Source organism: Roseateles depolymerans (genome assembly GCF_003387155.1).
Classification (GTDB): Bacteria; Pseudomonadota; Gammaproteobacteria; order Burkholderiales; family Burkholderiaceae_C; genus Roseateles; species Roseateles depolymerans.
Genome location: NZ_QUMT01000002.1, coordinates 812,055 through 837,636, shown reverse-complemented (window position 1 = coordinate 837,636; position 25,582 = coordinate 812,055). Strand labels below are relative to the sequence as shown.

The 25,582-nt window shown below is 66.8% G+C and carries 23 protein-coding genes; 9 read left to right on the top strand and 14 right to left on the bottom strand.

Annotated features, from left to right (window positions below; all coding sequences use genetic code 11):
- Nucleotides 1-10 precede the first annotated feature (10 nt).
- Nucleotides 11-421 (top strand): response regulator, encoded by a 411-nt coding sequence (locus DES44_RS11685; protein ID WP_058935093.1) that lies wholly within the window; start codon nucleotides 11-13, stop codon nucleotides 419-421.
- Here the strand turns inward: DES44_RS11685 and DES44_RS11680 are convergent.
- The 5 genes from DES44_RS11680 to DES44_RS11660 form a co-directional block, all read right to left on the bottom strand.
- Nucleotides 387-2,810, bottom strand: a complete 2,424-nt coding sequence (locus DES44_RS11680) for a PAS domain-containing protein (protein WP_170156657.1) — start codon at nucleotides 2,808-2,810, stop codon at nucleotides 387-389. The two genes, DES44_RS11685 and DES44_RS11680, sit on opposite strands and share 35 nt — an antisense overlap.
- Before the next feature lie 210 nt (nucleotides 2,811-3,020).
- On the bottom strand, nucleotides 3,021-4,640 hold the full coding sequence (locus tag DES44_RS11675; RefSeq protein WP_058935091.1) for a DHA2 family efflux MFS transporter permease subunit: 1,620 nt from the start codon (nucleotides 4,638-4,640) through the stop codon (nucleotides 3,021-3,023).
- A gap of 74 nt (nucleotides 4,641-4,714) precedes the next feature.
- On the bottom strand, nucleotides 4,715-6,064 hold the full coding sequence (locus DES44_RS11670; RefSeq protein WP_083525568.1) for an HlyD family secretion protein: 1,350 nt from the start codon (nucleotides 6,062-6,064) through the stop codon (nucleotides 4,715-4,717).
- Nucleotides 6,065-6,141: 77 nt separating this feature from the next.
- Nucleotides 6,142-7,629 carry an efflux transporter outer membrane subunit gene (locus DES44_RS11665; protein ID WP_058935090.1) on the bottom strand — a complete coding sequence of 496 codons (1,488 nt, stop codon included), beginning with the start codon at nucleotides 7,627-7,629 and terminating at the stop codon, nucleotides 6,142-6,144.
- A gap of 98 nt (nucleotides 7,630-7,727) precedes the next feature.
- The gene (locus DES44_RS11660) at nucleotides 7,728-8,258 is read right to left on the bottom strand and encodes a MarR family winged helix-turn-helix transcriptional regulator (protein WP_058935089.1); all 531 of its coding nucleotides are present in this window, start codon (nucleotides 8,256-8,258) and stop codon (nucleotides 7,728-7,730) included.
- 258 nt (nucleotides 8,259-8,516) lie between these two features.
- Here DES44_RS11660 and DES44_RS11655 point away from each other — a divergent pair, with 258 nt between their 5' ends.
- The 5 genes from DES44_RS11655 to DES44_RS11635 all read left to right on the top strand — a co-directional run bounded on the left by DES44_RS11655 (nucleotide 8,517) and on the right by DES44_RS11635 (nucleotide 13,551).
- Entirely contained in the window at nucleotides 8,517-10,256 is a 1,740-nt protein-coding gene (locus DES44_RS11655; protein WP_232310032.1) for an ABC transporter transmembrane domain-containing protein, read from the top strand.
- Between the two features lie 94 nt (nucleotides 10,257-10,350).
- Nucleotides 10,351-11,160 (top strand): thymidylate synthase, encoded by an 810-nt coding sequence (locus DES44_RS11650; protein WP_083525567.1) that lies wholly within the window; start codon nucleotides 10,351-10,353, stop codon nucleotides 11,158-11,160.
- An 82-nt stretch (nucleotides 11,161-11,242) separates the two neighbouring features.
- A complete protein-coding gene (locus DES44_RS11645) occupies nucleotides 11,243-12,151 on the top strand; it encodes a CPBP family intramembrane glutamic endopeptidase (RefSeq protein WP_232309997.1) in 909 nt (302 codons plus the stop codon).
- A gap of 39 nt (nucleotides 12,152-12,190) precedes the next feature.
- The gene (locus tag DES44_RS11640) at nucleotides 12,191-12,796 is read left to right on the top strand and encodes a hypothetical protein (protein ID WP_058935085.1); all 606 of its coding nucleotides are present in this window, start codon (nucleotides 12,191-12,193) and stop codon (nucleotides 12,794-12,796) included.
- Nucleotides 12,797-12,951: 155 nt separating this feature from the next.
- Nucleotides 12,952-13,551: a hypothetical protein gene (locus tag DES44_RS11635; RefSeq protein ID WP_058935084.1), complete on the top strand. Its 600-nt coding sequence runs from the start codon at nucleotides 12,952-12,954 to the stop codon at nucleotides 13,549-13,551.
- A gap of 37 nt (nucleotides 13,552-13,588) precedes the next feature.
- Here DES44_RS11635 and DES44_RS11630 read toward each other — a convergent pair whose 3' ends face one another.
- The 3 genes from DES44_RS11630 to pcaC all read right to left on the bottom strand — a co-directional run bounded on the left by DES44_RS11630 (nucleotide 13,589) and on the right by pcaC (nucleotide 17,058).
- Nucleotides 13,589-14,836 carry a PrpF domain-containing protein gene (locus DES44_RS11630; RefSeq protein ID WP_058935083.1) on the bottom strand — a complete coding sequence of 416 codons (1,248 nt, stop codon included), beginning with the start codon at nucleotides 14,834-14,836 and terminating at the stop codon, nucleotides 13,589-13,591.
- Between the two features lie 111 nt (nucleotides 14,837-14,947).
- Nucleotides 14,948-16,474, bottom strand: coding sequence for a methyl-accepting chemotaxis protein (locus tag DES44_RS11625; RefSeq protein WP_058935082.1), 1,527 nt, complete (start codon nucleotides 16,472-16,474; stop codon nucleotides 14,948-14,950).
- 164 nt (nucleotides 16,475-16,638) lie between these two features.
- Nucleotides 16,639-17,058: a 4-carboxymuconolactone decarboxylase gene (pcaC, locus tag DES44_RS11620; RefSeq protein WP_058935081.1), complete on the bottom strand. Its 420-nt coding sequence runs from the start codon at nucleotides 17,056-17,058 to the stop codon at nucleotides 16,639-16,641.
- Nucleotides 17,059-17,209: 151 nt separating this feature from the next.
- Between pcaC and DES44_RS11615 the strand changes: the two genes are divergently transcribed.
- From DES44_RS11615 to DES44_RS11605, 3 genes are all read left to right on the top strand, one after another.
- Nucleotides 17,210-17,719: a dihydrofolate reductase gene (locus DES44_RS11615; protein WP_058935080.1), complete on the top strand. Its 510-nt coding sequence runs from the start codon at nucleotides 17,210-17,212 to the stop codon at nucleotides 17,717-17,719.
- Nucleotides 17,720-17,849: 130 nt separating this feature from the next.
- The gene (locus tag DES44_RS11610; RefSeq protein WP_058935079.1) at nucleotides 17,850-18,428 is read left to right on the top strand and encodes a DUF4337 domain-containing protein; all 579 of its coding nucleotides are present in this window, start codon (nucleotides 17,850-17,852) and stop codon (nucleotides 18,426-18,428) included.
- 484 nt (nucleotides 18,429-18,912) lie between these two features.
- Nucleotides 18,913-20,856, top strand: a complete 1,944-nt coding sequence (locus DES44_RS11605; protein WP_170156656.1) for a secretin GspD/PilQ domain-containing protein — start codon at nucleotides 18,913-18,915, stop codon at nucleotides 20,854-20,856.
- A 164-nt stretch (nucleotides 20,857-21,020) separates the two neighbouring features.
- On the opposite strand, the gene DES44_RS11600 is transcribed toward DES44_RS11605, so the two are convergent.
- The 6 genes from DES44_RS11600 to DES44_RS11575 all read right to left on the bottom strand — a co-directional run bounded on the left by DES44_RS11600 (nucleotide 21,021) and on the right by DES44_RS11575 (nucleotide 25,537).
- Nucleotides 21,021-21,959, bottom strand: a complete 939-nt coding sequence (locus tag DES44_RS11600; RefSeq protein ID WP_058935077.1) for a glucosamine inositolphosphorylceramide transferase family protein — start codon at nucleotides 21,957-21,959, stop codon at nucleotides 21,021-21,023.
- Nucleotides 21,952-23,028, bottom strand: a complete 1,077-nt coding sequence (locus DES44_RS11595) for a glycosyltransferase family 4 protein (RefSeq protein WP_083525565.1) — start codon at nucleotides 23,026-23,028, stop codon at nucleotides 21,952-21,954. The genes DES44_RS11600 and DES44_RS11595 overlap by 8 nt, the downstream gene beginning before the upstream one ends.
- A gap of 230 nt (nucleotides 23,029-23,258) precedes the next feature.
- Nucleotides 23,259-23,996, bottom strand: coding sequence for an arsenical resistance protein ArsH (gene arsH / locus DES44_RS11590; RefSeq protein WP_058935075.1), 738 nt, complete (start codon nucleotides 23,994-23,996; stop codon nucleotides 23,259-23,261).
- Nucleotides 23,989-24,684 carry an aquaporin gene (locus DES44_RS11585; protein WP_058935074.1) on the bottom strand — a complete coding sequence of 232 codons (696 nt, stop codon included), beginning with the start codon at nucleotides 24,682-24,684 and terminating at the stop codon, nucleotides 23,989-23,991. The genes arsH and DES44_RS11585 overlap by 8 nt, the downstream gene beginning before the upstream one ends.
- Before the next feature lie 2 nt (nucleotides 24,685-24,686).
- Nucleotides 24,687-25,199 carry an arsenate reductase ArsC gene (locus DES44_RS11580; RefSeq protein WP_058935073.1) on the bottom strand — a complete coding sequence of 171 codons (513 nt, stop codon included), beginning with the start codon at nucleotides 25,197-25,199 and terminating at the stop codon, nucleotides 24,687-24,689.
- Nucleotides 25,200-25,210: 11 nt separating this feature from the next.
- Nucleotides 25,211-25,537, bottom strand: a complete 327-nt coding sequence (locus DES44_RS11575; protein ID WP_058937394.1) for an ArsR/SmtB family transcription factor — start codon at nucleotides 25,535-25,537, stop codon at nucleotides 25,211-25,213.
- Nucleotides 25,538-25,582: the final 45 nt, after the last annotated feature.

Below are 25,582 nucleotides of genomic sequence, written 5' to 3'. Positions count from 1 at the left end.
AATCGCCCCCATGTCCGTGACGCTTCCGACCCACGCAACGCCTGGCCCCCTCAGCTGCTTCCTGGTGGAAGACAGCCCGCTCATCCGCGAAAACCTGGTGGCCACTCTGCAGGAGATGGTGAATCTGCAGGTGGTCGGCCAGGCGGAGGATGAAGCGGGCGCCCTGCGCTGGCTGCTCGACGAGGCCGTGCCCTGCGATGTGCTGATCATCGACATCTTCCTCAAGCGCGGCACCGGCCTGTCCCTGCTGCCCAAGGCCCGCAAGCTGCAGCCGGAAGCCAAGATCATCATCCTGAGCAACTACGCCACGGCGGACATGCGCACCCGCTGCCGGGAGCTGGGCGCCGACCGGGTGTTCGACAAGTCCAGCGAGCTGGACGACCTGATCACGTACCTGGTGGATCTGCCGATGCCGGGCTGAGGCTCTCCGGCGCAGCGCCGAACTGGCCGTTGAGCGTGCGCCGCAGGGTCTCGATGTCGAACGGCTTGCGCAGCACCACGGCCTCGCGGCCGGTCGCCGCATGGAAGGCATCCGCGTCCGGATGGCCGCTGGCAAACACCACTTTCAGGTCGGGCCGCAGCGCCAGCGCATGGCGGGCCAGCTCGGCGCCGTCCATCTGCGGCATGGAGAAATCCGCCAGCAGCAGGTCCACCCGTTCCGTGCCCAGCACGCGCAGGGCTTCCCGGCCGTCGGCGGCAGCCACCACGTCGTGCCCGAGCGCGCGGACCGCATCGGTGAGGAAGTCCCGCACATCGGCGTCGTCATCCACCACCAGGACATGATGGCGGCGCGCATCCCCTTGCGGATTCGGACGCTCGGCATCACAGGCGGACGGATCCGGCTGGGCCCGGCGCAGTCGCAGCGTCACGGTGGTGCCCTGGCCCGGCGCACTCTGCACATCCACCGAGCCGTCCACCCGCTTGCACATGCCGTAGACCTGGCTCAGCCCCAGGCCGCTGCCCTTGCCCACGGCCTTGGTGGTGAAGAACGGATCGAAGCAGCGTGCCAGCACGTCCGGCGTCATGCCGGCGCCGTCGTCGGTCACCCGGATCAGCACGCTGTTGCCGTCCTCCTCCACCGCCAGCACCAGGCGGCCGCCGTCGCTCATCGCGTCCCGCGCATTGATGACCAGGTTGAGCAGCGCCATTTCCAGCTGCACCGCATCCGCCAGCACACACACGTCCAGCGACTGCGCCTCGCGGCGATAGTCGATGCGGGCCCCCAGCGTGGTGCGGAACAGCGGCTCCAGGTCCTGCAGCAGCCGGCGCAGGCTGACGGGTTTAAGATCAAAACTGTGTTCGCGTGAGAACGCCAGCAACTGCGAGGTCAGCTTGGACGCGCGCTCGGAGATCGACTGCCCCTTCTCGGCACAGCGGGCCACCAGCTCGGCGTCCGAGGCCCGCCGCGCGATGATGTCGAAGTTGCCGCGGATGGCCTGCAGCAGGTTGTTGAAGTCATGGGCAATGCCACCGACCAACTGGCCGATGGCCTCCATCTTCTGCGCCTGCGCCAGCGCGGCTTCGGTGCGGGCCAGGCGCTCTTCCTTCTCGATGCGCTCGGTCACGTCATAGACGAACTGATAGGCGCCGATGCGGCGGCCATCCCGGTGCAGCGACCGGAAATGCATCTCGTAGTGACGGCTGCGCCCTTCCCGCCCGAACTCCCGCACCTCGGTGAATTCCTCCCCGGAGAGGGCACGGCGCCAGAGGGTCTCCACCCAGCGCTGCTGCTCCGGAAAGTCCTTCAGCAGGACCAGCATGTTGTCGCCGACCTTGGGGCGCACCCCGAAGATGCGCTCGAACTCGCTGGCCGAGGCATGGTTGATGGCCATGAAGTTGTAGTGATGGTCGGACACCTGCACCATCGCATCGGTGCCCTCCACCAGGTCGCCGAACAGCCGGCGCTCGGCCAGGTACAGCGACAGCTTCTGCTCCAGCGCATCGTTGAGGTCGCGGATGCGCTGCTCGTCATGCTTGCGCTGGGTGATGTCGATCACCGAGCCCACCACCCGCTTGATCTGCCCATGGGCATCCATCACCGGCACACCGCGGGCGGCCACCCAGCGGACGTGCCCGTCCTCCTTGCCCACCGTCCGGTACTCCACGTTGTAGAGCTTGGCACCGCCGGGCACGGTCACGGCGGCGAAAGCCTCGGACGTGGCCTTGAAGTCGGCCGGATGCAGGCCTTCGTAAAAATCGCGCAGGGACACCGGCCGGTCGCTGAAGATGCCGAAGAGCTCACGGGTGCGGGTGGTCCAGTAGATCATGCCGCTGGCCAGGTCCACGTCCCAGACGCCCACGCCGCCGCCTTCAGTGGCCTGACGGAGCTGCTCTTCCTTGGCCGCCAGCTTGTCCTGCGCCTGCGCGCGGGCCGTGACGTCCGAGCCCAGCACGAACACGCCGGTCACCTGCCCGGCTTCGTCCAGCAGCGGCTGGCAGACAAAGTCCACCGTCACCCAGCGGGGCGACGTTCCCGGCGCTTCGATCCGGTAGGTCACCTCGGTGCCGGCATGCGGCCGGCCGAGGCGGTAGACCTGGTCCAGGATGTCCAGATAGCCTTGCTCACGGGCCTCGGGCAGCGCGTCCCGCGCCGCACGCCCCAGCAGCGGACGCTGACCCACCAGATTCAGATAAGCCGGATTGGCCATGGTGAAGACATGGTCCGGACCGCTGTGCAGCGCCATGAAGGACGGCGCCTGCTGGAACAGCCGCGCGAACTGCATCGGATCGCCCCGCATCAGGCGGGCCACCTCGCTCTCACCGACTTCGGGGGTGGGCGGGTCGAGCGGGCTGAGCCCGTCGGTCGGCATGGAAGGGTCCCCGGCCATCGCTGTCCCTCAAGAATGCCTGGGCAGGCGGTCATCGAACCGCACGCGATCCGGGGCGGAGGGCGTGTCGGAAAGCGCCGATCTTAAGGGGCGAAAGACCCACCGCGCAGCAAAAACGCCGGACGACCTGGCGGCCGACCGGCGTTGACTGCGAGCGCTGGGCCCCTCAGGGCCTGCGGACCCAGCGGGGTGTCAGTGCGCCCCGCCCGCGTCCACCGGACCGGCCATCTTCGGCGGCCGCTTGGTGAGCCATACGAAGGCGATCAAGCCGACGAACAGCACCGCCGAGGCCAGGAAGATGTCGTCCGCGGCCCGGGTGAAGGCCTGCTGGTCGACCAGCCGGTTGAGATAGGCCAGGGCCTGGTCATAACTCATGCCGGCGCTTTGCAGCGTGCTCAGCGACTGCCCCGCCACCGGATCCCCCAGGCCGATGTGCTCGACCAGATGGGTGTGATGCAGCGTCGCCCGGTTCTCCCACAGCGTGGTGGAGATGGACGTGCCCATCGCACCCGCGGTGATCCGCACGAAGTTGGACAGGCCGGCCGCCGCCGCGATCCGGTCCGGCGTGATGCCCGACAGCGTGAGCGTGGTCAGCGGGATGAAGAAGAAGGCCAGCGCCGCGCCCTGCAGCACCGTCGGCACCATGATGATGCCCAGGCTCGTGTCGGTGGTGAACATCGAGCGCATGAGCAGCACGATGAAGAACATCACGAAGGCGAAGCTGGCCATCAGGCGCGGATCCCAGACCGACACCTTGCGCCCCACCACCGGCGACAGCAGGATGGCCAGCACCCCCACCGGCGCCAGCGCAAAGCCGGCCGCCGTGGCGGTGTAGCCCATGAACTGCTGCAGCCACAGCGGCAGGAGCACCACGTTGCCGAAGAACAGGCCATAGGCCACCGACAGCACCGAGGCCCCAAACAGGAAGTTGCGCCGTCCGAAGAGCCGCAGGTCCACCACCGGGTGTTCCGCCGTCAGCTCCCACACCACGAAGACGGCGAACCCGACCACGGCCAGCACGGCCAGGATCTGGATCTGCCCGGACTCGAACCAGTCCAGCTCCTTGCCCTTGTCCAGCATGATCTGCAACGCACCGACCCACAGCACCAGCAGGGCCAGGCCCACGCTGTCGATCGGCAGCTTCTTGGTCGGGGTTTCGCGGGTGCGGTAGATGCTCCAGGTCAGGCCCGCGGCAAACAGGCCCACCGGGACGTTGATGTAGAAGATCCAGGGCCAGGTCATGTTGTCGGTGATCCAGCCGCCCAGCAGCGGCCCGACCACCGGCGCGACCAGCGTGGTCATGCCCCATAACGCGAGCGCCGTGCCCGCCTTGTGCTTGGGATAACTGGCCAGCAGCAGCGTCTGCGACAACGGGATCATCGGACCGGCCACCAGGCCCTGCAGCACCCGGGCCGCCACCAGCATCTCCAGCGAGTGGGCGAAGCCGCACAGCCAGGAGGCCAGCACGAACAGCAGCACGCTGGTGGTGAACAGCCGCACCGCGCCGAAGCGCTGGGTCAGCCAGCCGGTGAGCGGCACGGAGATCGCATTGGCCACGCCAAAGCTCGTGATCACCCAGGTGCCCTGCGTCGCACTGACGCCCAGGTCACCGGCAATGGCCGGGAGGGACACGTTGGCGATGGACGAGTCCAGCACGTTCATGAAGGTCGCCAGGGACAGCGACACGGTGCCCAGCACCAGGGCGGAACCGCTCAGCGGCTGCGGACCTGCCGGAGGCACGGGTGCGGCCGCGGGGGGCGGCGGGGCCGTCGGGCCCGAAGGCCCCGATGCGGCCGAAGCGACATTACTCATCTTGTTTCGCTTTTTCTCTGGTGGCGGGACGGGACAGCGACGCAGTCGCCCTGCCCTGGCCTGCCGTCCGAGGATCAGGCCTGTGCGCCGTGGGCAGCCGCACGCTGAGCGGTCGTCTTGGCGGCAGGGGCTGCGCCGGACGTCTTGCCCGACTTGCCGGCCTTTTTGCCAAGGTTGGCGGCAATGATCTGGTTCACCTGCTCATCGGCGGCGCGTTCCTGGGCGTCGAAGATGTTGGTGGTCAGTGCCGGCGCCTGACGCTGGCCCTGCGACAGCGTCTTGCCGTCCTGGTTGCGGATGTCGACCTGCACGTCCATCGACAGGCCCACGCGCAGCGGATGCTCCGCCACTTCCTTCGGATCCAGTGCAATGCGCACCGGCACCCGCTGTACCACCTTGATCCAGTTGCCGGTGGCGTTCTGGGCCGGCAGCAGCGCAAAAGCTGCGCCGGTGCCCGCGCCCAGGCCCTGCACGGTGCCGTGGTATTCGGTCTTCTTGCCGTAGACGTCGGCTTCCAGCGTCACTGCCTGGCCGATGCGCAGCTTGGCCAGCTGGCTTTCCTTGAAGTTGGCATCCACCCAGACCTGCTGCAGGCCCACCACCGCCATCAGCGGGCTGCCGGCGGCCACGCGCTGGCCCAGTTGCACCGAGCGGCGGGCGACCCAGCCGTCCACCGGCGCCACCAGGTCTGCACGCTGGTAGGCCAGGAAGGCCTCGCGGAAACGGGCGGCGGCGCGTTGCACGTTGGGATGCTGTTCCACATCCACGCCATCGGTCAGCGCCTGGTTGGACTGCAGCTGTTCCTGGGCCGCGAGCATGGCCGACTGGGCGGCGGTGTAGGCGGCGCGAGCGGCGGTCAGCTGGGCCTGGGTGTGGTCCAGCTCTTCCTTGCTCACCGCGCCGGTGGCCAGCAGCGGCTGGCGGCGGGCCAGGTCGGCCTGCAGGCGGGCCATTTCGGACTGGGCGCGTTGCTGCTCCGCCTGACGCACCTGCACCTGCGCGGCCAGGCTGCTGTTGTTGGCAAACAGGGTGCGCACTTCACGCACCGTCTGGGCCAGTTGGGCCTGGGCCTGTTCCAGCGCGACGCGAGCATCGGCCGGGTCCAGGCTGACCAGCTTCTGGCCGGCCTTCACATAGTCGGTGTCGTCGGCATAGACGGCGCGCACCGTGCCGCCCACCAGCGGCGTGATCTGCACGACATTGGCCTGCACGTAGGCGTTGTCGGTTTCTTCATAACGGCTGCTGACCAGCCACTGGTAACCGCCGTAGCCGATGCCGGCGATGATCACGGCCGCTGCGATCAGGGCCAGGCCCTTCTTGCGCTGGCCATTGGCCTTGCCGTTGCCATTGCCGTTGGCGTTGCCGTTAGCGTTGCCATTCGCGGCGGGAGTCTTGGACGGGTTGTTGTCGGGCGTGGCGCTCATGATGATGTTCTGACCTGTTCTTGGATGTTGCTTACGGCGGCGACCGGCTCACACGGGCGGTCGGCCGCTGATGGGGTTCAGCTGCGAGAAGCGGATGTCTGGGGGGCCGGCGAGGTGCTGGCGGATGCGGAGGGCTGGGTGGCCGGGTCGGCATACCCGCCGCCCAGGGCGCGGATCAGGTTGATCTGGGCATCCACCGTCTGCGCCTGCAGATCCAATTGACCGCGCTGCTGGGTGACGCGCGATTGCTGGGCATTGATCACCGCCAAGCGGTTGACCAGTCCGGCCTGGAAACGCTGCTGAGCCAGGCTGTACTGGCTGTCGGCGTTGGCCACCAGGGCGTCCTGCGCGGTCTGCTGCTGGCGCAGCGACTGCAGGCTGGCGAACTGGTCGCTGGCGTCGCGAACGGCATCCAGCACGGCGGCGTTGTAGCTGGCGATGGCGGCGTCCTGCTCGGCAGCACTGCCGCGCAGGTTGGCCCGCAGATGGCCGGCATCGAACAGCGGCAGGCTCAGCGCCGGGCCACCGCCCCATTGGCGGCTGCCGGACTTGAACAGCTCATCCAGCCCGATGGCATTCAGGCCGACAAAGGCGCTCAGCGACACGCTGGGATAGAACCGGGTGCGCGCCGCCCGCACGTCCTGCGCGCTGGCTTCCACCCGGGCACGGGCGGCGGCCAGGTCGGGACGACGTCCGAGCAGGTCCAGGCTTGGGGCCTGTTGCCAGTCCAGCGAGCGGGGCAGCGTGGCCTGCAGGGTGGCGGTGCCGGACGGCCCCTGGCCGGTGAGTGCAGCGATCTGGTTGCGCAGCAGCGTCTGCTGTTCCTGCAGCACCAGTTGCTGGCGCTGAAGGTCCGGCAGCGGCGCTTCGGCCTGGCGCAGCTCCTGGGTGTTGTCCAGGCCAGCCTCGGAGCGCTGGCGCACCAGCTCGAAGCCCTGTTGGCGCAGGGCGACCTGCTCCTGCAGCAAGCGGCTCTGGGCCTGGCTGCGCGCCAGGGCCACATAGGCCTTGGTGATGGCGTTGGCCACGCTCAGGCGGGCCGCGGCGGCGTCCGCTTCGGCGGCGCGCTTCTGGCCCAGGGCGGCCTTGAGCTCCGCTTCATGGCGGCCGAAGAAGTCCCATTCATAGCTGAGCCCGGCCTGGACATTGCCAAAGGTGCGGATGCTGCCGGCCAGCGGCACGGGGTAGATGCCGTTTTCAGTGATCCGCTGGCGGGTGACGCTGGCATCCAGCGCCGCATTCGGACGCTCGTTCGCTTCAGCGTTTTCGGTCATGGCGGCGGCGCGGGCAATCCGGGCACGCGCCAGGGCCAGCGACGGCGACTGGGCCATGGCCTGGTCCACCAGCGCATCCAGCTGCGCATCCCCGAACTGCTTCCACCACTGCTGGTCCACCGCCTGGCCGGAACCGTTCGTGAGACCGAGCTGGCGGGCGGCGATGTCGCCGTCCAGCGTCTGGCCGGGTTGTTCCAGCTTGGGGATGGGCGCGCAGGCGGCGAGCACGAGCAGCAAGGCGGCGCCCATGGCCAGCGCCAGGGTGGTTCGGTGGAGGGAACGGGGCGTCATGGAGAGAGTCCTCGACATCATGTTGTTGTTCTCTATGAGAGGCAGTGTGGGTGTTGTTCTTGGGGATCAGGAGGCGGCTGCGGCGGACCTGTGGGGCTTCAGCTGTCGTCCTCCGTGCTGCAGGACAGCGACGATGAATCAGAGGCATTGCCCCCGTCCCGGATGGCCTGACCATTGGCCACGACGCGCTGCAGCAGGCCGATCAAGGTGCGGAATTCCTCGTGGGTGAAGCCCGCCAGATGCTCGTTGGACACCTGGGACAGCACCGCCGGTGCACGGGCCATGGCGTTCTGGCCATGGTCGGTGAGCGACACCATCACCACGCGGCGGTCTTCGGTCGAGCGCTCGCGCTGCACCAGGTTCTTGGCTTCCAGCCGGTCCAGGAGCCGCGTCATGGCGCCGCCGTCCATGGCCAACTCCCGCGCCAGAGCGGCGCTGGACATCGGCCCGTGGAAACGCAGGCGCAGCATCGGCGCCCATTGGGCATGGGTCAGGTCATGGGCGCCGAGCAGCTTGTCGGCCTGGCAGATCATGGACTGCTTGATCTGGCGCAGCAGCCAGCCGATGCTCGGTTCCTTGGTGAAACTGTCGGCGGTATAGAACTCAGGCGTTGGCGGGCGGGGGCTCACGGCATTGACTCAGTGGCTGTCGGTGCGCAATTATTGCCTAGGCAGTATTTGCCTTGCCATGTAGTTGTCGCCAAAGGCCTGGATTTCGCAGGGGTATTCCCTGCTTTGACCGGACCGTGCGATGCGTCACAGACCTGCCCCTACACTGTTTCGATGTCCGCGCACCCTGCCAACGCTTCCACTTCGGCCCCCAATGCAGCCCCGACTTCGGCGGCTGGTTCGGCCGCCGCCCCTGCAGCCAGCCCGCCCCTGCGCGCCATGTGGCCGGCGCTCTGGCCCTTTCTTCGTCCCTACAAAGGCCGGATCGCTGCAGCGGTGCTGTTCCTGATCCTGGCGGCGGTGGCCACCCTCATCTTTCCGCTCGCCCTGCGCCAATTGATCGACCAGGGCCTGATCTCCGCCGACCCGGGCGACCGGATGATGGCGCTGCGGGAGCACTTCCTGGGTCTCTTCGCCGTGGGCGCCGCATTGGGCGTTTTCTCGGCCCTTCGGTTCTATGCCGTCACCTGGCTCGGAGAGCGGGTCAGCGCGGACCTGCGCAGTGCGGTGTACGCCCACGTGCTGCGGCAAAGCCCCGAGTTCTTCGAAACCACGCAGACCGGGGAAGTCATCAGCCGGATCACCACGGACACCACCGTCATCCAGAACATCGTCGGCTCCAGCCTGTCGATGGGCCTGCGCAACATGATCATGGGCCTGGGCGCGGTCGGTTTGCTGATCGCCACCAACCCCTGGGTGATGAGCCAGGTGATGGGCATTCTGGTGCTGGTGGTGCTGCCGGCGATGTTCTTCGGACGCCGGGTGCGACGCCTGTCGCGGGCCAGCCAGGACCGGGTGGCCGACACGAGCGCCATCGCCGCCGAGATGCTCAACGCGATTTCCGTGGTGCAGTCCCATGCGCAGGAGGACCGGGAAGCCCGGCGCTTCGGCGTTGCCAGCGAGGCGGCGTTCGACACCGCCCGCAAGCGCACCAAGGTCCGGTCGCTGCTGGTGGCCTTCATCATCACCGCGACCTTTGGGGCGCTGCTGTGGGGGCTGTACCAAGGCACGCAGGCGGTGATGGCCGGGCACATCACGGCGGGTCACCTGGGGCAGACGGTGGTCTATGTGATCTTGCTGGTGTCGTCGGTGGCGGTGCTGGCGGAAGTGTGGGGCGACCTGCTGCGGGCCGCCGGCGCGACCGAACGGTTGATGGAACTGCTGGCCGCGCGCTCACCGGTGGCTGACCCCGCCGCGCCGCTGGCGATGACCCCGGTGGAAGGCCCGGCCCACGTGCAGTTCCGCCAGGTGCGGTTCCACTATCCGTCGCGTCCGGATCGCGCGGCGCTGAATGCGTTCGACCTGGACATCGCGCCCGGGGAAACCGTGGCCCTGGTCGGCCCCAGCGGCGCCGGCAAGAGCACCGTGCTGCAGTTGCTGCAGCGCTTCTACGACGTGCAGGACGGGGACATCCTGGTCGACGGCCTGCGCGTGGACCGCGTGCGCCTGGCCGACCTGCGTGCACGCATGGCGCTGGTGCCGCAGCAGAGCGTCATCTTCTCGGCCACGGCCCTGGACAACATTCGCTATGGCCGCCCGGACGCCAGTCGTGAAGAGGTGGTGGCCGCGGCCCAGGCGGCCCATGCCCACGAGTTCATCGAGCAATTGCCGCAGGGCTATGACAGCTTCCTGGGCGAGCGCGGCGTGCGGCTGTCCGGCGGACAGCGCCAGCGCATTGCCATCGCCCGGGCGATGCTGCAAAACGCCCCGCTGCTGCTGCTGGACGAGGCCACCAGCGCCCTGGACGCCGAAAGCGAGCGGCTGGTGCAGCAGGCCCTGGACGAAGCCATGCGGGATCGAACCACGCTGGTCATTGCCCACCGGCTGGCAACGGTGCAGCGGGCGGATCGCATCATCGTGATGGACCAGGGCCGTATCGTGGAGCAAGGCCGGCATGCGGAACTGGTGGCGCAAGGCGGGCTGTATGCGCGGCTGGCGGCGTTGCAGTTCAATCATTGAAGAGGTGTCGCAGGCGGACGCCCCACTAAAATGCGCCTTTGACCGCCCCCTCAAGGCCTTAAAAGGCCTCCCTACAAGGCCCACCGAGCAGCCCATGACACGCCCCGTCCGCCACCAATACGAAGATTTCATGCGCCATGTGTTCGAGCATGGCGTGGCCAAGGGCGACCGCACCGGCACGGGCACCCGTAGTGTCTTCGGGCATCAGATGCGGTTTGACCTCAGCGAGGGCTTCCCGCTGGTCACCACCAAGAAGGTGCACCTGAAGTCCATCATCCTGGAACTGCTGTGGTTCCTGCGCGGCGACTCCAATGTGAAGTGGCTGCAGGAACGCGGCTGCACCATCTGGGACGAATGGGCGCGCGACGACGGCGACCTGGGTCCGGTCTATGGCGTGCAGTGGCGCAACTGGCCGACGCCCGATGGTGGCCACATCGACCAGATCAGCCAGGTGGTGCAGCAGCTCAAGAGCAACCCCGATTCACGGCGCATCATCGTCAGCGCCTGGAACGTCGCGGACCTGGACAAGATGGCGCTGATGCCCTGCCACGCCTTCTTCCAGTTCTATGTGGCGGACGGCAAGTTGTCCTGCCAGCTGTACCAGCGCAGTGCGGACATCTTCCTCGGCGTGCCGTTCAACATCGCCAGCTATGCCCTGCTGACGATGATGCTGGCCCAGCAGTGCGACCTGGGTCTGGGGGACTTCATCTGGACGGGCGGCGACTGCCACATCTATTCCAACCATTTCGAGCAGGTGCAGACGCAGCTCAGCCGCGAACCGTTCCCCTACCCCACGATGCACATCAAGCGCCGGCCGGCTTCGATCTTTGACTACGAGTTCGAAGACTTCGAGCTGCAGGACTATCAGCATCACGCGCCGATCAAGGCGCCGGTGGCCGTTTGAAGCCCTGAGGGGATCCGCCGTGAGGCGTGGGCGCTTGGCCGCTTAACCCGGACTGACAATGCCGGCTCCTTTTGTCCTGCTGATGCTGGCCATCGCGGCCGTGTGGCTGCCACCTTTGCGTGTGGGCGCCCGGTGGCATGTGGCGCCGTGGGGCTTGCTGTATGCGGCTGCGACCGGCCTGGCGCTGGTGCAGGGCTATGTCGGCCCGGCGGGCGTGGCGGCGCTCGTTGCGCTGGTGGGGCTGGCGGAAGTGCTGCGACGTCAGGCGCGTTTGCCGTCAGGATCGGCCGCTCCCCCCGTTGCGAGCCCTGCGCTTTATTGGTCGGCGTTTGCAGCGCTGCTCGTCCTGGCGGTCGCACTGTCGCTACATGCGGTGCCGGGTTTCAGGAACCCGGTGGCCATCGACGCTGTGAAGTTCTCCGAAGACGGACGAGCCTTCACGCAATATCTGAACTTCGACAAGGGGTCGGTCGGCCTGGTCCTGCTCGCCCTCCTGGCGCCGCGACTCCACCGCGGCGATGCAGTGCTGAGAACGGTAGGCAGCACGCTGCTGCAAACCGCGGTCGTTGCGATCGCTGTACTCGGCTTGGCGACCGCGCTGGGCATGATCCAGTGGGATCCGAAATGGCCGCCGCAGACGTTGCAGTTCCTCGTGACCAATCTGCTGTTGACCTGCGTCGCTGAGGAGGCGCTGTTTCGTTGGATGGTGCAGGACCGGCTGGCATTTGGATCCCGCCCGCCTGAGCAGGCGGATGCCATCGCGGCGCCCCGCTGGGGAGGGCGCCCGCTGACCGCACTCGTGGTCTCCGCCCTCCTCTTCGGGGCCGCGCATGCCGGTGCAGGGCCCGGCATGATCGTCGTTGCAACGGTGGCAGGCCTGGGCTATGCCGCGGCTTATCAGTGGCATCGGCGGATCGAGTCGGCCGTGCTGATGCACTTCGGCGTCAATGCCCTGCATTTTGTGCTGTTCACCTATCCCCTCAAGGCCTGAACGCTGCCCCGCTCCCATCAAACGTCAGGAAATCGCCCCATGCCCCCGCGTCAACCCTGGGCCTTCGAGCTGCTCGCGCATCATGATGGCTCCTACATGCTGGGCGACGCCACCTTCAAGCCGCCCCCTCCCCTGACCGACTGGCGATTCGGCTCACCGGGTCATCCGCATCCGGCCACTTGCGCCACCTGCGGAGCGAAGGTGGACAAGACCTTCGTCGCAGCGCACTTCCGCGTGAACAAGCGCCGCCGGGACATCACGGCGACTTACGATGGCTACACACTGGTCTCGGCACGGCTGCGAGACACGCTCCTGCGCCATGGGGCCACTCCGGAGGACTTTCGGGCTCTGCCCGCCGACCCCGCTTATTGGTGGTTGTCGCCGCAGCAAGTGCTGGACTTTTCGGCGGCTAAGCGGAACAACCCCTGCCGCGCCTGCGGAGAGTATTTCGATGAAGTGGTACCCGAACCTCGTTTTCTGGAACGCCTTGCAGGGCCTTTGTCCATGGGCGTGTACCGTTCTTCGCTGGAGTTCGGGTCCGTGCCGCTGAAAGGGACGGCGCTGGTGATCGGCGTTGACACGGCCCAGGCGCTTCGCGACGCCTCCCTGACCGGACTGATTCTGGACCCGCTTCGTTGCCCCTGACGCAGCGAAGCAGCGGACGAAGCGGCGGAGCAAAGCGGGCCCGCGTTGCTGGCCGGTAAACGAATTGCAACGGCGAGTGATGTTTGTGGAGGCGGTCATCGGCCGTGTGAACCGGTTCGTTGTATCGACACCGACACACTCTCTGGAGCCTCTCCATGAACCGCAACCTTCTTGTCACTGCCCTGATCGCCACCGCTGCCATCGGCAGCAGCTTTGCGGCATCGGCCCAAACCAACGCCGCCGCCACGACGCAGCGGGACGTCAAGCAGGAGCAGCGCATCGAAAACGGCCTGCGCAACGGCACCATCACCGCCCGTGAGAATGCCAAGCTGCAAAGCGACGAGGCGCGTGTGGACCGTCTGGAAGCCAAGGCCCTGAAGGACGGCAAGATGACCGCTGCCAAGCGTGCCCAGGTCACGGAAGCGCAGAACAAGGCCAGCCGCGACATCCATACCGCCACGACCAACGGCGTCAATGGCAATCCGCTGTCGGCTTCGTCGCAGCGTGCCCAGGCCGATGTGCAGCGCAACATTGGGCAGGAACAGCGCATCAACCAGGGCGTGCGCAGCGGCAGCCTGACCAACCGCGAAGCCGCCACCCTGGAACGTGGCCAGGCGCATGTGGATGCCCGTGAAGCACATGCCGGCGCGGATGGACACATCAGCGCCCGCGAGCAGCGCAACATCCAGCATGCTGAGAATCGTCAGAGCGCGCGCATCTACAACAAGAAGCACAACGCGGCCGTCAAGGACTGAGGTCGGTCCTGAGGCCAGTGCCACACGGCCCCTGGCCTCAGAATGCCGCTGCTCCAGACGCCACAGCCGCCAACGCCTGCTTGAGCCGTTCCGACGCGCCAGGCAGCGGCACAAACCCCCGCATCAACACCTGCGCGCTGCGCTGGTAGGCGGCGGATGCAATCTTCACGCTTGTGCCGTGGGCGTCGATCGCGCCGTCGCCGGCATCGGTCGCAGCAACCACTGTGGTGGACAACACGCCCGCCGGGTTTTCAATGTCGACAGCAAACTCGCTCAAGCTCGGCGTGGCCGTCTTCGGCGCGAGCTGCCAGGCCACCGATCCTGGAATCAAGGTCGCCGAAGCAAGGCAGCAACCACCGGACACGGCCAGCGACGGATGCCCCGTCTGCGGCGTGAAGTAGCGGACCGCCAGATCCGCCTCGCCCGATGCCGGGCCCACGATGCAGACCTTCGGAATGGTCTCGCTCAGCGCCAGGTCTTCAGCGGTCATGAGGCCACCGTCCTTGCGCCGCAGTCCCATCCGAAGGCCGGCCGCCACCCACAACTGACGCAGACGCTGCATGAAGACGGTGTCGCCCGTCAAGGCGGACATCGGTTCCTGCGCGGTCTTGCCCAGATCACTGGCGCGGATGATGACCATCGGCACCGCCACATCGACGCAGCTGAGGTGCACGCCATCGATCACCTCCAGCGCTTGACCCGTCGGCAGCAGCCGGCCGGTCTTGGCACCGGCGGGGGCATGCAGGAACAGGTCCACGGCGGGGTGCTGGCCCAGCACGCCGGGAATGCCGGTGGTGGCGAGCGTTCCGTCCGGCTGGATCAGCATTCGGGAGGTGGTCAGGACGCCGGTGTTGGTGTTGCGGATGTCGAGGGTCTGCGGTCCTGTTCCGGACGGCAGCATCCGTTCGGTATCCAGCGCCCAGAGCTGCAAGGCGGAGGACATGTTGCCGCAGTTGACGCTCCAATCGACCCGGCCATGCTCTGCGGCCAACTGCGCCAGCGTGCTCACCAGGCGCGGACCGGAGGGTGTGTCTTCCATCTCCGCAAAGAAGACTTTATTGCTCGTGGCCGAGCCGCGGCCCAGGCCGGTGGTCTGCCGGTTCCCAGGCTGCTCGCCCGCCAGCGGCACGCCCATCAGGTGTCGCAGCAGCTCTTCCCGCAGGGCCTCTTCGGCAGGGGCGATCGGCGCCCAGATCACCAGCCCCGTCGACGTGCCCCCGCGCATGTGATGCACCGGGAATTCCCAGGTGTGATGGCGGAACTGGGGGCGAAGGAGCACAGACATGCGGGAGCGGTGCAAGCGTTGCCGAGCGGCACGATGCCAGAGATTATGCGGTGCGCCCCAGAGGAGGGCCGGGAGCGGCCTTCTTGCGGGTTCGTGCGGGTTCAGGCGGGTTCAGGCGGTCCTGAATTTCGCCATCAATGCGACCAACTGCTCTGACCGACGGCGCAGACTCTCCGCTGCCGCGCTGGTCTCCTCCACCATCGCCGCATTCTGCTGCGTGCCATGTTCGAGCCGGCGAATCGCCTCATTCACCTGCCCCACTTCGGCACTTTGCTGGGCGCTGGACGCGCTGATCGCCTGGATGAGCCCACTGAGTCGGCCGATCGACGATTCCACGTCCCGGATGGTGACGCTGGCGCCCTCCACTTCCTGGGCACCCGCACTGACCCGCGCCGTGCTGGCCAGGATCAGTTCGCGAATCTCCCGGGCCGCGCTGGAACTGCGCTGGGCCAGCGAACGCACCTCCCCGGCCACCACCGCAAAGCCGCGTCCCTGGCTGCCGGCCCGCGCGGCTTCAATGGCGGCATTCAGCGCCAGGATGTTGGTCTGGAAGGCGATGCCGTCGATGACCTCGATGATGGGAACCACCCGCTGCGACGCGTCCTGGATGCTGGACATGGTGCCGATCACCGCCGCAATCGCCTGCCCGCCGCGGGTGGCGACCTCGCTGGCTTGCTGCGCCAGTTGATGGGCCTGCTGGGCATGCACATCGTTGTTGCGTACGCCGCCGGCCAACTCTTCCATGGAGGTCACGGTGGTGAGCAGGGCCGACGCCTGGTGTTCAGTGCGCTCGGCCAGGTTGCCATTGCCGGCAGCGATTTCGGAACTGGCCGATGCCACCTGCTCGGCATTGCCACGCACTTCATTGACCAAGGCACTCAGGTCCGCCTGCATCGCGGCCAGCGCGCGCAACAGCTGACCGACTTCGTCGGAGCGGTCGGTGGTGATCGTCTCCACGAGGTTGCCCTGCGCCACCGCCGTGGCCACGCTGACGGCTTGCTCCAGCGGTCGGACCACCGCACGGGTGATGCGCCAGGCGATGAACACACCCAGCACTGCCGCCACCACCATCATGCTGAAGCTGAGCCAGATCGCCTGGGTGCCGAAGGCATAGGCCTTGTCGGCCACGGCACGGCTCTGCTGCGCAATCGCGGTCTTCAGTTGCTGCAACTGCTGGGCCGGCTCCCGGTCCACGCCCTTGACAGCCATGTCACCGACGGAGGAGTCAAAACCCACCATCTGGAACTTGTCCAGACCGGTTCGAAAGCCCGCCGCCATTTTCTGATGCTGGGCCTGGAACTGCTCCACCTGCTGGCGCAGGTCCGGGTCCGCGAGCATGCCTTTGAGCACTGCGGTCTGTTCCTGCACTGCCTTCTCGTGCGCCTGGAAACCGGCCCAGTGCTTCTCAAAAAGCGCGGCATCGGAGCCGCGAAGCAGCACGTCTTTCCATTCCTGGATCTGCCCCTTGAAATGACTCTCCACGTCCGCTGCCACCCGCTCGGCGGCGGCGTGGCCTTGCACGTCGTTCTGGAAGGTGCCCAGCGATTGATGGGCCGTCCAAAGACCGAAGAGTCCGGCAGCGAGGGTGAGGATCAAGGCCATGGCGATGGCCAAGGGCAATTTGTGACGGAGGTTCATGCGGCTTCCCAAACAACTGGATCAGGGCCTTCTTATTGAGGCCCTGGACCGCCGGGATTCTGCGCAGCCAGCCGCGCACGCTGCCATCACGGCTCTGTGACAGTTGCTTACGATCTCGGCCAGTCTGTGAAATCCGTCCGACCTTGACAAGCGTCCTTCAAAGGTCAACCGGCGCCATGCGAGCGGGCTGCGTCCGCCTCCTTCAGCACCTCAGCCGCCGTGCGAAACGCATCCATCGCGGCAGGGACGCCGCAGTAGATGGCGGTCTGAAGCAGCACCTCCTTGATCTCGTCCTGCGTCACGCCGTTGTTCAGCGCGCCGCGTACATGCAGCTTCAGTTCGTGGGGCTTGTTCAGCGCGGTCAGCATCGCCAGGTTCAGCATCGACCGCGTGCGGCGGTCCAGTCCGGGGCGATTCCAGACATCCCCCCAGCAGTACTGGGTGACCAGTTCCTGCATGTCCAGGGTGAAGTCGGTGGCGTGCGCCAGCGCGTTGTCGACCACCTGGTCGCCGAGCACGGCCTTGCGGGTGGCCAGGCCCGCATCGAACAGGGCCTGATTCTTGGGGGCGAGAGGACGGGTCATGAGGGGCTCCGCAGTTTGGGGGTGTTTGGGGGATGTTGGGGTGTCTGGGGGTCCAGTCTCCCCCGAAATCGTTGACGATCCGTCACAGGCGGCAGGGTCGCGCGCCCTAAAATCCTTCGTCGTTTGCTGACCTACCCTGGAGTGTTTCGCCATGCCTCATCTCATCCTCATCGCGGCGCTGGACCGTGCACGAGGCATCGGCCGTGACAACGAACTGCTGTGCCGCCTGCCGCAGGACATGGCCCGCTTCAAGGCGCTCACGCTCGGCCACACCGTGCTGATGGGCCGCAAGACCTGGGACTCCATTCCCGCACGCTTTCGTCCGCTGGTGCAGCGGCGCAACCTGGTGCTGTCCCGGCAGCCGGGGCTCACGCTGGAGGGGGCTGAAGTGTTCTCCACCGTGGACGCCGCCCTGGCCGCATGCGCCGCGGACGAGACGGTCTACGTGATGGGCGGGGCGCAGATTTACGCACAGACCCTGCCCCTGGCAGACGCTCTTGAACTCACCGAGATCGACCACAGTTTCGTCGCCGACGCGCATTTCCCGGCGGTCGACCCCGCGCAGTTCCGCGAGACGAAGCGGGAGCGCCACTTCAGTCCGGCCGATCAAGGCCATGGATGGCACTTCGACTTCGTTCGGTATGAGCGTGTGCATCGCTGATCCACGGACCCACTCATGGGCCTGCGGCGGGAATCGATGCGCGACTCGCGTTGATGCCTGGCGGTCCATCCACTGAGCTTGTGGCCGCCTTTCTGATTTCTCTTTGACTCTTTCTCTCTCTGGAGCCCGAATGTCCGGCAGTCATTTCCACGTCCACGGCCCGCATGACCACGAACTGGAGCACGCCGCCCAGCACGAACCCAAGGGTCTCGGTGGGCAGTTGGCCGTCATCACCGCCATCCTGGCGACGGTCGGCGCCTTCTTCAGCTACATGGGCGGCGCCACGCAGGCCAATGCGGGCCTCTACAAGAACAACGCGGCCATCACCAAGACCGAAGCCGCCAACCAGTGGAACTACTTCCAGGCCAAGAGCAGCAAGCAAAGCCTGGCGGAGCTGGCCGTGGAACTGGCGCCCAGCGAAGAGCAGAAAGCCAAGTACCGCGACAAGGTGGCCCGCTACGAGTCCGAGAAGAACGAGATCAAGACCAAGGCCGACAAGCTGGAAGCCCAGTCGCAGGAATGGGACCACCGCAGCGAAGAGCAGATGCATCTGCATCACCGCTGGGCCCAGGCCACGACCGCGCTGCAGATCGGCATCGCACTGGCCGCCATTGCGCTGCTGACGCGTCGCCGCTGGATGGAATACGCCACCATTGGCGTCGGTGTGGTCGGTGTCGGTCTCGGCATCGCGGCCTGGCTGCATCTTTGAGTGCACACGAGCATGTCAGGCCTGACATGCGCCAGCAGCGCTGCGCTGTGAACGGGCGCTTGAGGCAGGGCTTGTGTCAGCCGCCTGCGTGTTTCACCCCTTCGCTTCACAACTCTCGGCGCTCAAGCAACCGCGCAGCAACTGCGCGCGGTTGAAATGACTGGACGGATCGCCCGATGTCCCGGGCGACCGCAGCCAGCATTCCGAGACGTTGAAGAACACTGCCTCCGCCCCTGCCATCGGCCCTGCCCCCGGCTCTGCCCTCTCTTCGGCCTCTCCCATGGACCGACGGCTACCCCTCGTCGGGTGGATGCTTCTGGCGGTTCTTTGCGGCGCGTCCGCAAGCGCTGCAGCGGACACACCAACCAACGGAAAGAGTGACGCAGGCACCGCCACCTGGTCACGGACGCCATCGCCATCCGGCAAGGCAACGCCAAGCAAACCCGGCGCCCCGGCCGCGATGAGCACCTCATCGCTCGCCGTCGTGAAATTCATTGACGCCGACGTGGATGCCGTCGCCCGCGCCGTCGCCGCCATCCTGGGTCGCCCCATCCTCGTGGACCCTCGCGTCAAGGGCAAGATGACGCTGGTGAGCGACGAAGGCCTGACCCGCCCGCAGGTCTACCAATACTTCGCCAGCACGCTTCGCGGCCTCGGCTATGCCGTCGTGGAAAGCGCCGGCCTGCTCAAGATCGTGCCGGAGAGCGACGCCAAGGTGCAGTCCGGCACCGTGGTCGCCGGCCCCGATGCGCGCAGCCAGGACCAGATCGTCACCCGCATCTTCCCGCTGCAATACGAGAACGCCAGCAACCTGGTGTCGGTGCTGCGGCCTTTGATCGCGGCCAACAACACCATCAACGTGAACGCGGGCAACAACTCGCTGGTCATCACCGACTATGCGGACAACCAGGCCCGACTGGCGTCGATCATCGCCGCGCTGGACACCCCCAGTGCCACCGATGTCGAGGTCATTCCCCTCAAGCACATGCAGGCGGCCACGGTGGCGCAGATCGTCTCCAAGATGGTCGATGGCGTGCAGCGGGCGCAAGGGGCATCGGGCAGCGGCACGGCGACGGTCACGGGCGGCAACAGCCCCGCGCAAGGCAGCACGGCCGGCAGCAGCGCCGCGCAGGTTTACGCCGACATCAGCAGCAACGCCCTCCTCGTGCGCGCGCCCAGCCAGGCACGGCTCCAGGCCATTCGTGCCCTCGTCTCGCGGCTGGACAAACCCGGCACCAACGGCATTGCCGGCAGCAGCATCCATGTGATCTACCTCAAGCATGCGGAAGCCACCCGGCTGGCTTCGGTGCTGCGGGCGGCATTCTCGGCACAGGACAGCAACAACGGCTTGAACGACAGCGGCAGTGGCGCCAGCGGCGGAGGCGGCAGCCGCTCGAGCAGTGCTTCGAGCGGATTGGCGTCCACGTCGGGCGGGTCCGCGAGCACTTCAGACAGCAGCACCGGCAGCGGCGCCAGCAGCAAGCAGGCCACCGCGCCGGTCTCGGCCACGGCCGATCCCTCCACGGGAGGCTTCATCCAGGCGGATCCGGCCACCAATGCGCTGATCATCACCGCCTCCGAGCCGCGCTTTCGGGAACTGAGTGCCGTGGTCGATCTGCTCGACGCCAACCGGGCGCAGGTCTATGTCGAGTCGCTGATCGTCGAGGTGGATGCCAGCAAGGCGCTGGACGTGGGCATCCAGTGGAAGCAGATCTTCAACATCAGCGCCACCACCACCGACATCACCCTCGGCACCGTGGTGAATGCGCTGGAATCGATGTCCGGCACCAACATTCTCTCCACCGCCAACCTGGTGACGCTGGACAACGAAGAAGCCAAGATCGTCGTGGGCCAGAACGTGCCCTTCGTCACCGGCTCCTACACCACCACCAGCAGCTCCAGCAGTTCCCCGTTCCAGACCATCGAACGCAAGGACGTCGGCATCACGCTGCGCATCCGTCCGCAAATCGGCCCGAATGGCAGCATCCGGCTGACCATCTATCAGGAATCGTCGTCGGTGGCCTCCACCACCACGCCGGGCACGACCAATGCGGGCCCCACCACCAACAAGCGGTCGGTGGAATCGACGGTGACGGTCAAGGACGGGAAGATCATCGTGCTGGGTGGCCTGATCGAGGACAGCGACACGGCGGATGCGGATCACCTCTACGGACTGGGCCGCTTGCCGCTGGTCGGCAGCCTGTTCAGCAGCCGCAGCCACACCCGCAAGAAGACCAATCTGCTGGTGTTCCTGCGGCCGGTCATCATGCTGGACGACGATGCCGCGGAGCGCCTCACCCTGGACCGCTACGACATGATCCGCGCCCGCCAGCAGGCCCAGCCCGCCGATGTGCGGAACGTTCTGAAGGACGAGCCGCCGCCAGCGTTGCTGCCGACTCAGGATGCGGCCAAGGCGTCGCAGCCTTGATGCGGGTCCGCGCGGCGGGCTGGAGGGCGGCCGCGCTAGCGCGACCGGCGTGACCAACATGACCGGCGCAGTCGGCGTGGCCGGCGTGACCGACCGCCCCAAGTGCCATGACCGCGTGATCGGAGTCCGGATCCCTGGCGATCAGGGGCCGAGGGACCAGGAGATCAGGGCATCACACGCCGCACGGCGCGGCGGAAGCGGCGCTTCATGTCGATCAGCGTGCGGGCGCGCGAGCGGTCAATGCGCTTGACGTCCAGCAGCGTCACGTCTCCGCAGGCGGTGAGCGTGTGCAGCCCGTCGGGGAAGTCCGAATGGGCCAGGTCGCCGGTGTAGCGGGTGCCAAGGTCTTGCACCTCGATGGCCGACGGGCTCAGCCCATCCACGCGCACCAGCCGCGCGCCAGAGCCGTACCCGAATCGCCGGTCCTGCACCGGCAGATGGATCTTGCCGTCCCGCCCGACAAACGGCGTGCCGCCGGGTCGCGCGCCCTGCTCGCTGGTCAGCACCGGATTGGCGGGGTGGACGGACCAAGGACCGGTCAACTCAGGCGCGTGGGCCACATGCAGCTCACGCTGGTCCTTCTTGTGGGGGCCGATCACGGCATAGAACATCCACCAGCGTCCGTCGTGCTGGATCAGCGAGGCATCCACCCCCGGCACGTCGGCCAGCAGCGGGCCCACACGGGTCCAGCGCGAGGTCGGATCCTCCGACGGGCCATCCGCTCGGTAGAGCGCAATCTCGCCGGCCTGGCTGGACTCCGGCACCATCCACCACTGGCCTTCGTGCTGCAACACAAAGGGATAGGACAGGTGGCACGGTAGCTGCAGCACGCACACTGGTGCGGTCCAGGTGCCGGTGGCCAGGTCCAGCGTCAGGCGCCGCAGCTCTCCCTTCTTGCTGCGGTAATCGAAGTGCTCCACGAACACATGCAGCCGATCGCCCTCGCGCAGGCCAAAGGGATCGGCGTAGTACTGCCAATCGCCGGCCAGGGGCATCCACTGAATCTGGTCTTTGAGCGCCCGCAGCCGCTCGGGCGTCAGGTGGGAGAGCTTTTCGGGAACAACACCAACGGTCCAGAAGTCGGTCTTGGGCCGTTTAAGCACGCGCGTCTTCCAGCGTCGTTTCCTTGAGTTCGGGTCGGGTCGCACCGCGGTGCTGAGCGACTTCCGTGTAGAAATCCAGCGTCGATTTCACGGCGGTGGCGCGGTCGAACCGGCTCATGTCGTATTCAATGTGGCGTTGCACGCCCTGCACACCGGGCACCAGCGCATGGGCAATGGCCTGGCCCATGGCCGGGACGTTGCCAATCGGGACGATGGCCGACTGCGCCGGCGACAGCATTTCACAAGCGCCCTGGGTGGCGGTGGCCACGATCGGCAGGCCAGCTCGCATGGCCTCCAGCATGGACAGCGGGAACTGCTCTTCCAGCGAGGCGGAGACGTAAAGGGTCGCATCGGCGAGCAGCGCATCCACGTCCCAGCGGAACCCGACAAGGTGAATGCGGGCATCACCCGCCGCCAGGGTTTCCAGTTCCTGCCGCTGCGGGCCTTCGCCGATCAGCACCAGATGCGCCTGGGGAGGCGCATACACCTGGAACGCCTGGATCAGCGAATGCATGCCTTTGGACGGATGCAAGCGGCCGACGGACACCACCACCGGGACCTCTGCCGGAATGCCGAGTTCGGAACGCAAGGGGCTGGCGCTGGTCTGGCCGGTGGACACGCACGAACCGCGTTCCGGCGCCCAGTTGTAGATGACCTGATGCGGCCCTTTGTAGCCGCCCAGCGTGTCCACCTGCTTGATGTTGACGCAGATGACACCGTCCATCTTCGCGTGATGATGCGGCTTGTAGCCGACATGCAGCGTGCCCACGCGCACATGCGGCGTGGCGCAGGCCGTCGCCTTGCAGGCGGGGCCCAGATGGCCGTGAACGACGTCGGCCCCGAGCGCACCGGCAAGGCGCCTCAGACGCCATCCCCGCAGCAGCGGAAAGCGCATGCCGTGATAGGTCACTCGCGCACACAGTGCCTTGGACACCTGGGCGCCAGCTGGCCCCACCACATGCACTTCATGACCCAGCTCCGCTTGCGCGTTGGCAAGGTCAGCACAGTGCTGCTCTCCGCCGGCCAGTTTTGAAGAGAACACCGCGTGAACGATTCGAAGCCGCGTCATGAAATCCAGAGACGTACGTCGTAATTTTCGAAGTGTATCGCTTCACATTCCTTAACGTACCAAGACGTTTCCCTTAGTCGCGGGCTTGTGCAGCAATTGAGGCCTAGGTGCGCACTTCAGCACACCCGGTTCTCCAGCGAAAACAACGATGTGCGACCTGCGGTGCACTCGTGTCGTGACCGAGGTCCGATGGCAGCTGGGACCGCCTGCGTCATCAGGCGGGACCAGGGTCAGCCAGCCGCCGCCGGCAGGTTGACCCGGCGGGACAATTCCTCCGCGCTTTCCTTGCGCTCGCTGTAGCGGTCCACGAGGTACGGACCCAGGTCGCGCGTGAGCAGCGTGAACTTGAACAGCTCTTCCATCACGTCCACGACACGGTCGTAGAAGGGTGAAGGCTTCATGCGGTCGTCCTCGCCGAATTCGCTGAACGCTTTCGCGACCGAGGACTGGTTGGGGATGGTGAGCATGCGCATCCAGCGGCCCAGTACCCGCATCTGATTCACCGCGTTGAAGGACTGCGACCCGCCGCACACCTGCATCAGCGCGAGTGTCTTGCCCTGCGTGGGGCGCACCGATCCGGTGGACAGCGGAATCCAGTCGATCTGGGCTTTCATGATGCCGGTCATGGCGCCGTGGCGCTCCGGGGAGCACCAGACCATGCCTTCGCTCCAGGCGGCCAGGCTGCGCAGTTCCTGCACCTTGGGATGGGTGTCGGGGGCATCGTCGGGCAGCGGCAAGCCGCTGGGGTGGAAGATCCGCACTTCGGCGCCCATGGCTTCCAGCAGCCGTGCGGCCTCGAAGGTCAGCAGCCGGCTGAAGGAGCGCTGCCGCAAGGAGCCGTAGAGCATCAGGATGCGCGGCGGGTGCTGCGACGGCTGAGCGACGGTCAAGCGGTGCTGACTGGGAATGTCCAGCAGTCCGGCGTCGAGGGCTGGAAAGGTCGCATCGGGGAACAGAGCGTCAGGCATGTCGTGCGGGAGGGGTTGGGTGGGCGCTGGCCTCATCGACGGGCCGGGCTGGCGACAGCAGGCGATTCACGCCCACGGCCAAAGCGGCGCCGATCAGCTCGGCGATGACGAAACCAGGCGCGCTGGTCGGAGCGATGCCCGCAAAGCTGTCGCTGAACATGCGCCCGACCACGGCTGCGGGATTCGCGAAGGACGTGGAGGCCGTGAACCAGTAGGCAGCGCCGATGTAGGCGGCGACCATGGCAGACGCACGGCCGGCCGGCGCGCGCAGGATGACCAGCAGCAGGCCGAAGGTGGCGACGCCCTCGGCGATCCACTGGCCGGTGCCGGTACGCAGCTTGGTGGACCACTGCAGCACCGTCATGTCGAACATGGCGTGAGCCAGCCAGGCGCCCAGCACGGCACCGATGAGCTGGGCAGCGATGTAAGGCACCAGGGCGGTCTTGGGCAGTTCACCGCGCCAGGCCATGACGGCGCTGACAGCAGGGTTGAAGTGGGCCCCGCTGAGAGGGCCGAACACCTCGATGAGGATGTAGAGGCCACCGACGGTGGCCAGCGTGTTGGCCAGCAGCGCCATTGCAACGTTGCCGCCGGACAGCCGCTCGGCCATGACGCCAGAGCCGATGACGACGGCGAGCAGCAGCGCGGTGCCCAGGGCTTCAGCGAGCAGCTTGCGGGGCAGGCTCATGCTCAGTCCTTGGAGATGCCGACCAGGGCTTGCTGCAATTCCGCCCTGCTCATGCTTTCCAGCGGCAGCATCAGCATTTGCAGCATGCGGTAGCCGATGGCCTGCCGGGTCAACTCGAACGCGCGGCGCTTGCCTTCGTCGCCGCCCTCGGCGCTGGACGGGTCGGGGTAGCCCCAGTGCACCTTGACGGGCTGGCCTGTGCCGCCAAAAAAGACGGGGCATTGCTCGGCCGCCGCGCTGTCGCACACGGTGATGACGATCGACAGGGGCGCGGCCTCAGGCGTGGTGAACTCGTCCCAACTCTTGCTGCGGTAGCCGCTGGTGTCGATGCCGGCGTTTTGCAGGGCTTCGACGGCGAAGGGGTTGATGCGGCCACTCGGGGCGCTGCCCGCGCTGTGGGCCTGCACGTCCTTGCCCAGGCGCTTGGCCCAGTGGTTGAGCATGCCCTCGCCAAGGACGCTACGGGCGGAGTTGTGGGTGCAGAGGATGAGGACGTGGACAGTCTTTTCAAGCATATGGACCCCAGTCAGCAGCCGCAGGACGCAGCGGTCGCATCCACGGCGCAGGCAGCGCCCTGGCAGCAGTTCTGGGTGAGGTAGCCCAGCACGGCGTTCATCCGCTCGAAATTGGCGCGGTAGATGAGATGACGGCTGGCCCGCTCCTGGGTCACCAGGCCGGCGGAGACCAGCTCCTTCAGATGAAAGGACAGCGTGGCCGGCGGCACACCCAGTGCGTCGTTCATCGCTCCAGGCGTCAGGCCCTGCTCGCCCACCACTACGAGGGCACGAAACACCTGCAGCCGCAAGGGCTGGGCCAGGGCGGCCAGACCCTTGATGACGTCTTGTTCTTCCATCATTCCATTTTTATGGAAATACGAAATAGATGCAAGCGGGGGCCC

What these genes read in the sequence shown, in the direction of transcription:
- DES44_RS11685 (WP_058935093.1), top strand. Translation starts at nt 11, where the DNA reads ATGTCCGTGACGCTTCCGACCCACGCAACGCCTGGCCCCCTCAGCTGC.
- DES44_RS11680 (WP_170156657.1), bottom strand. Translation starts at nt 2,810, where the DNA reads ATGCCGACCGACGGGCTCAGCCCGCTCGACCCGCCCACCCCCGAAGTC.
- DES44_RS11675 (WP_058935091.1), bottom strand. Translation starts at nt 4,640, where the DNA reads ATGAGTAATGTCGCTTCGGCCGCATCGGGGCCTTCGGGCCCGACGGCC.
- DES44_RS11670 (WP_083525568.1), bottom strand. Translation starts at nt 6,064, where the DNA reads ATGAGCGCCACGCCCGACAACAACCCGTCCAAGACTCCCGCCGCGAAT.
- DES44_RS11665 (WP_058935090.1), bottom strand. Translation starts at nt 7,629, where the DNA reads ATGACGCCCCGTTCCCTCCACCGAACCACCCTGGCGCTGGCCATGGGC.
- DES44_RS11655 (WP_232310032.1), top strand. Translation starts at nt 8,517, where the DNA reads ATGTGGCCGGCGCTCTGGCCCTTTCTTCGTCCCTACAAAGGCCGGATC.
- DES44_RS11650 (WP_083525567.1), top strand. Translation starts at nt 10,351, where the DNA reads ATGACACGCCCCGTCCGCCACCAATACGAAGATTTCATGCGCCATGTG.
- DES44_RS11645 (WP_232309997.1), top strand. Translation starts at nt 11,243, where the DNA reads ATGCTGGCCATCGCGGCCGTGTGGCTGCCACCTTTGCGTGTGGGCGCC.
- DES44_RS11640 (WP_058935085.1), top strand. Translation starts at nt 12,191, where the DNA reads ATGCCCCCGCGTCAACCCTGGGCCTTCGAGCTGCTCGCGCATCATGAT.
- DES44_RS11635 (WP_058935084.1), top strand. Translation starts at nt 12,952, where the DNA reads ATGAACCGCAACCTTCTTGTCACTGCCCTGATCGCCACCGCTGCCATC.
- DES44_RS11630 (WP_058935083.1), bottom strand. Translation starts at nt 14,836, where the DNA reads ATGTCTGTGCTCCTTCGCCCCCAGTTCCGCCATCACACCTGGGAATTC.
- DES44_RS11625 (WP_058935082.1), bottom strand. Translation starts at nt 16,474, where the DNA reads ATGAACCTCCGTCACAAATTGCCCTTGGCCATCGCCATGGCCTTGATC.
- pcaC (WP_058935081.1), bottom strand. Translation starts at nt 17,058, where the DNA reads ATGACCCGTCCTCTCGCCCCCAAGAATCAGGCCCTGTTCGATGCGGGC.
- DES44_RS11615 (WP_058935080.1), top strand. Translation starts at nt 17,210, where the DNA reads ATGCCTCATCTCATCCTCATCGCGGCGCTGGACCGTGCACGAGGCATC.
- DES44_RS11610 (WP_058935079.1), top strand. Translation starts at nt 17,850, where the DNA reads ATGTCCGGCAGTCATTTCCACGTCCACGGCCCGCATGACCACGAACTG.
- DES44_RS11595 (WP_083525565.1), bottom strand. Translation starts at nt 23,028, where the DNA reads ATGACGCGGCTTCGAATCGTTCACGCGGTGTTCTCTTCAAAACTGGCC.
- arsH (WP_058935075.1), bottom strand. Translation starts at nt 23,996, where the DNA reads ATGCCTGACGCTCTGTTCCCCGATGCGACCTTTCCAGCCCTCGACGCC.
- DES44_RS11585 (WP_058935074.1), bottom strand. Translation starts at nt 24,684, where the DNA reads ATGAGCCTGCCCCGCAAGCTGCTCGCTGAAGCCCTGGGCACCGCGCTG.
- DES44_RS11580 (WP_058935073.1), bottom strand. Translation starts at nt 25,199, where the DNA reads ATGCTTGAAAAGACTGTCCACGTCCTCATCCTCTGCACCCACAACTCC.
- DES44_RS11575 (WP_058937394.1), bottom strand. Translation starts at nt 25,537, where the DNA reads ATGGAAGAACAAGACGTCATCAAGGGTCTGGCCGCCCTGGCCCAGCCC.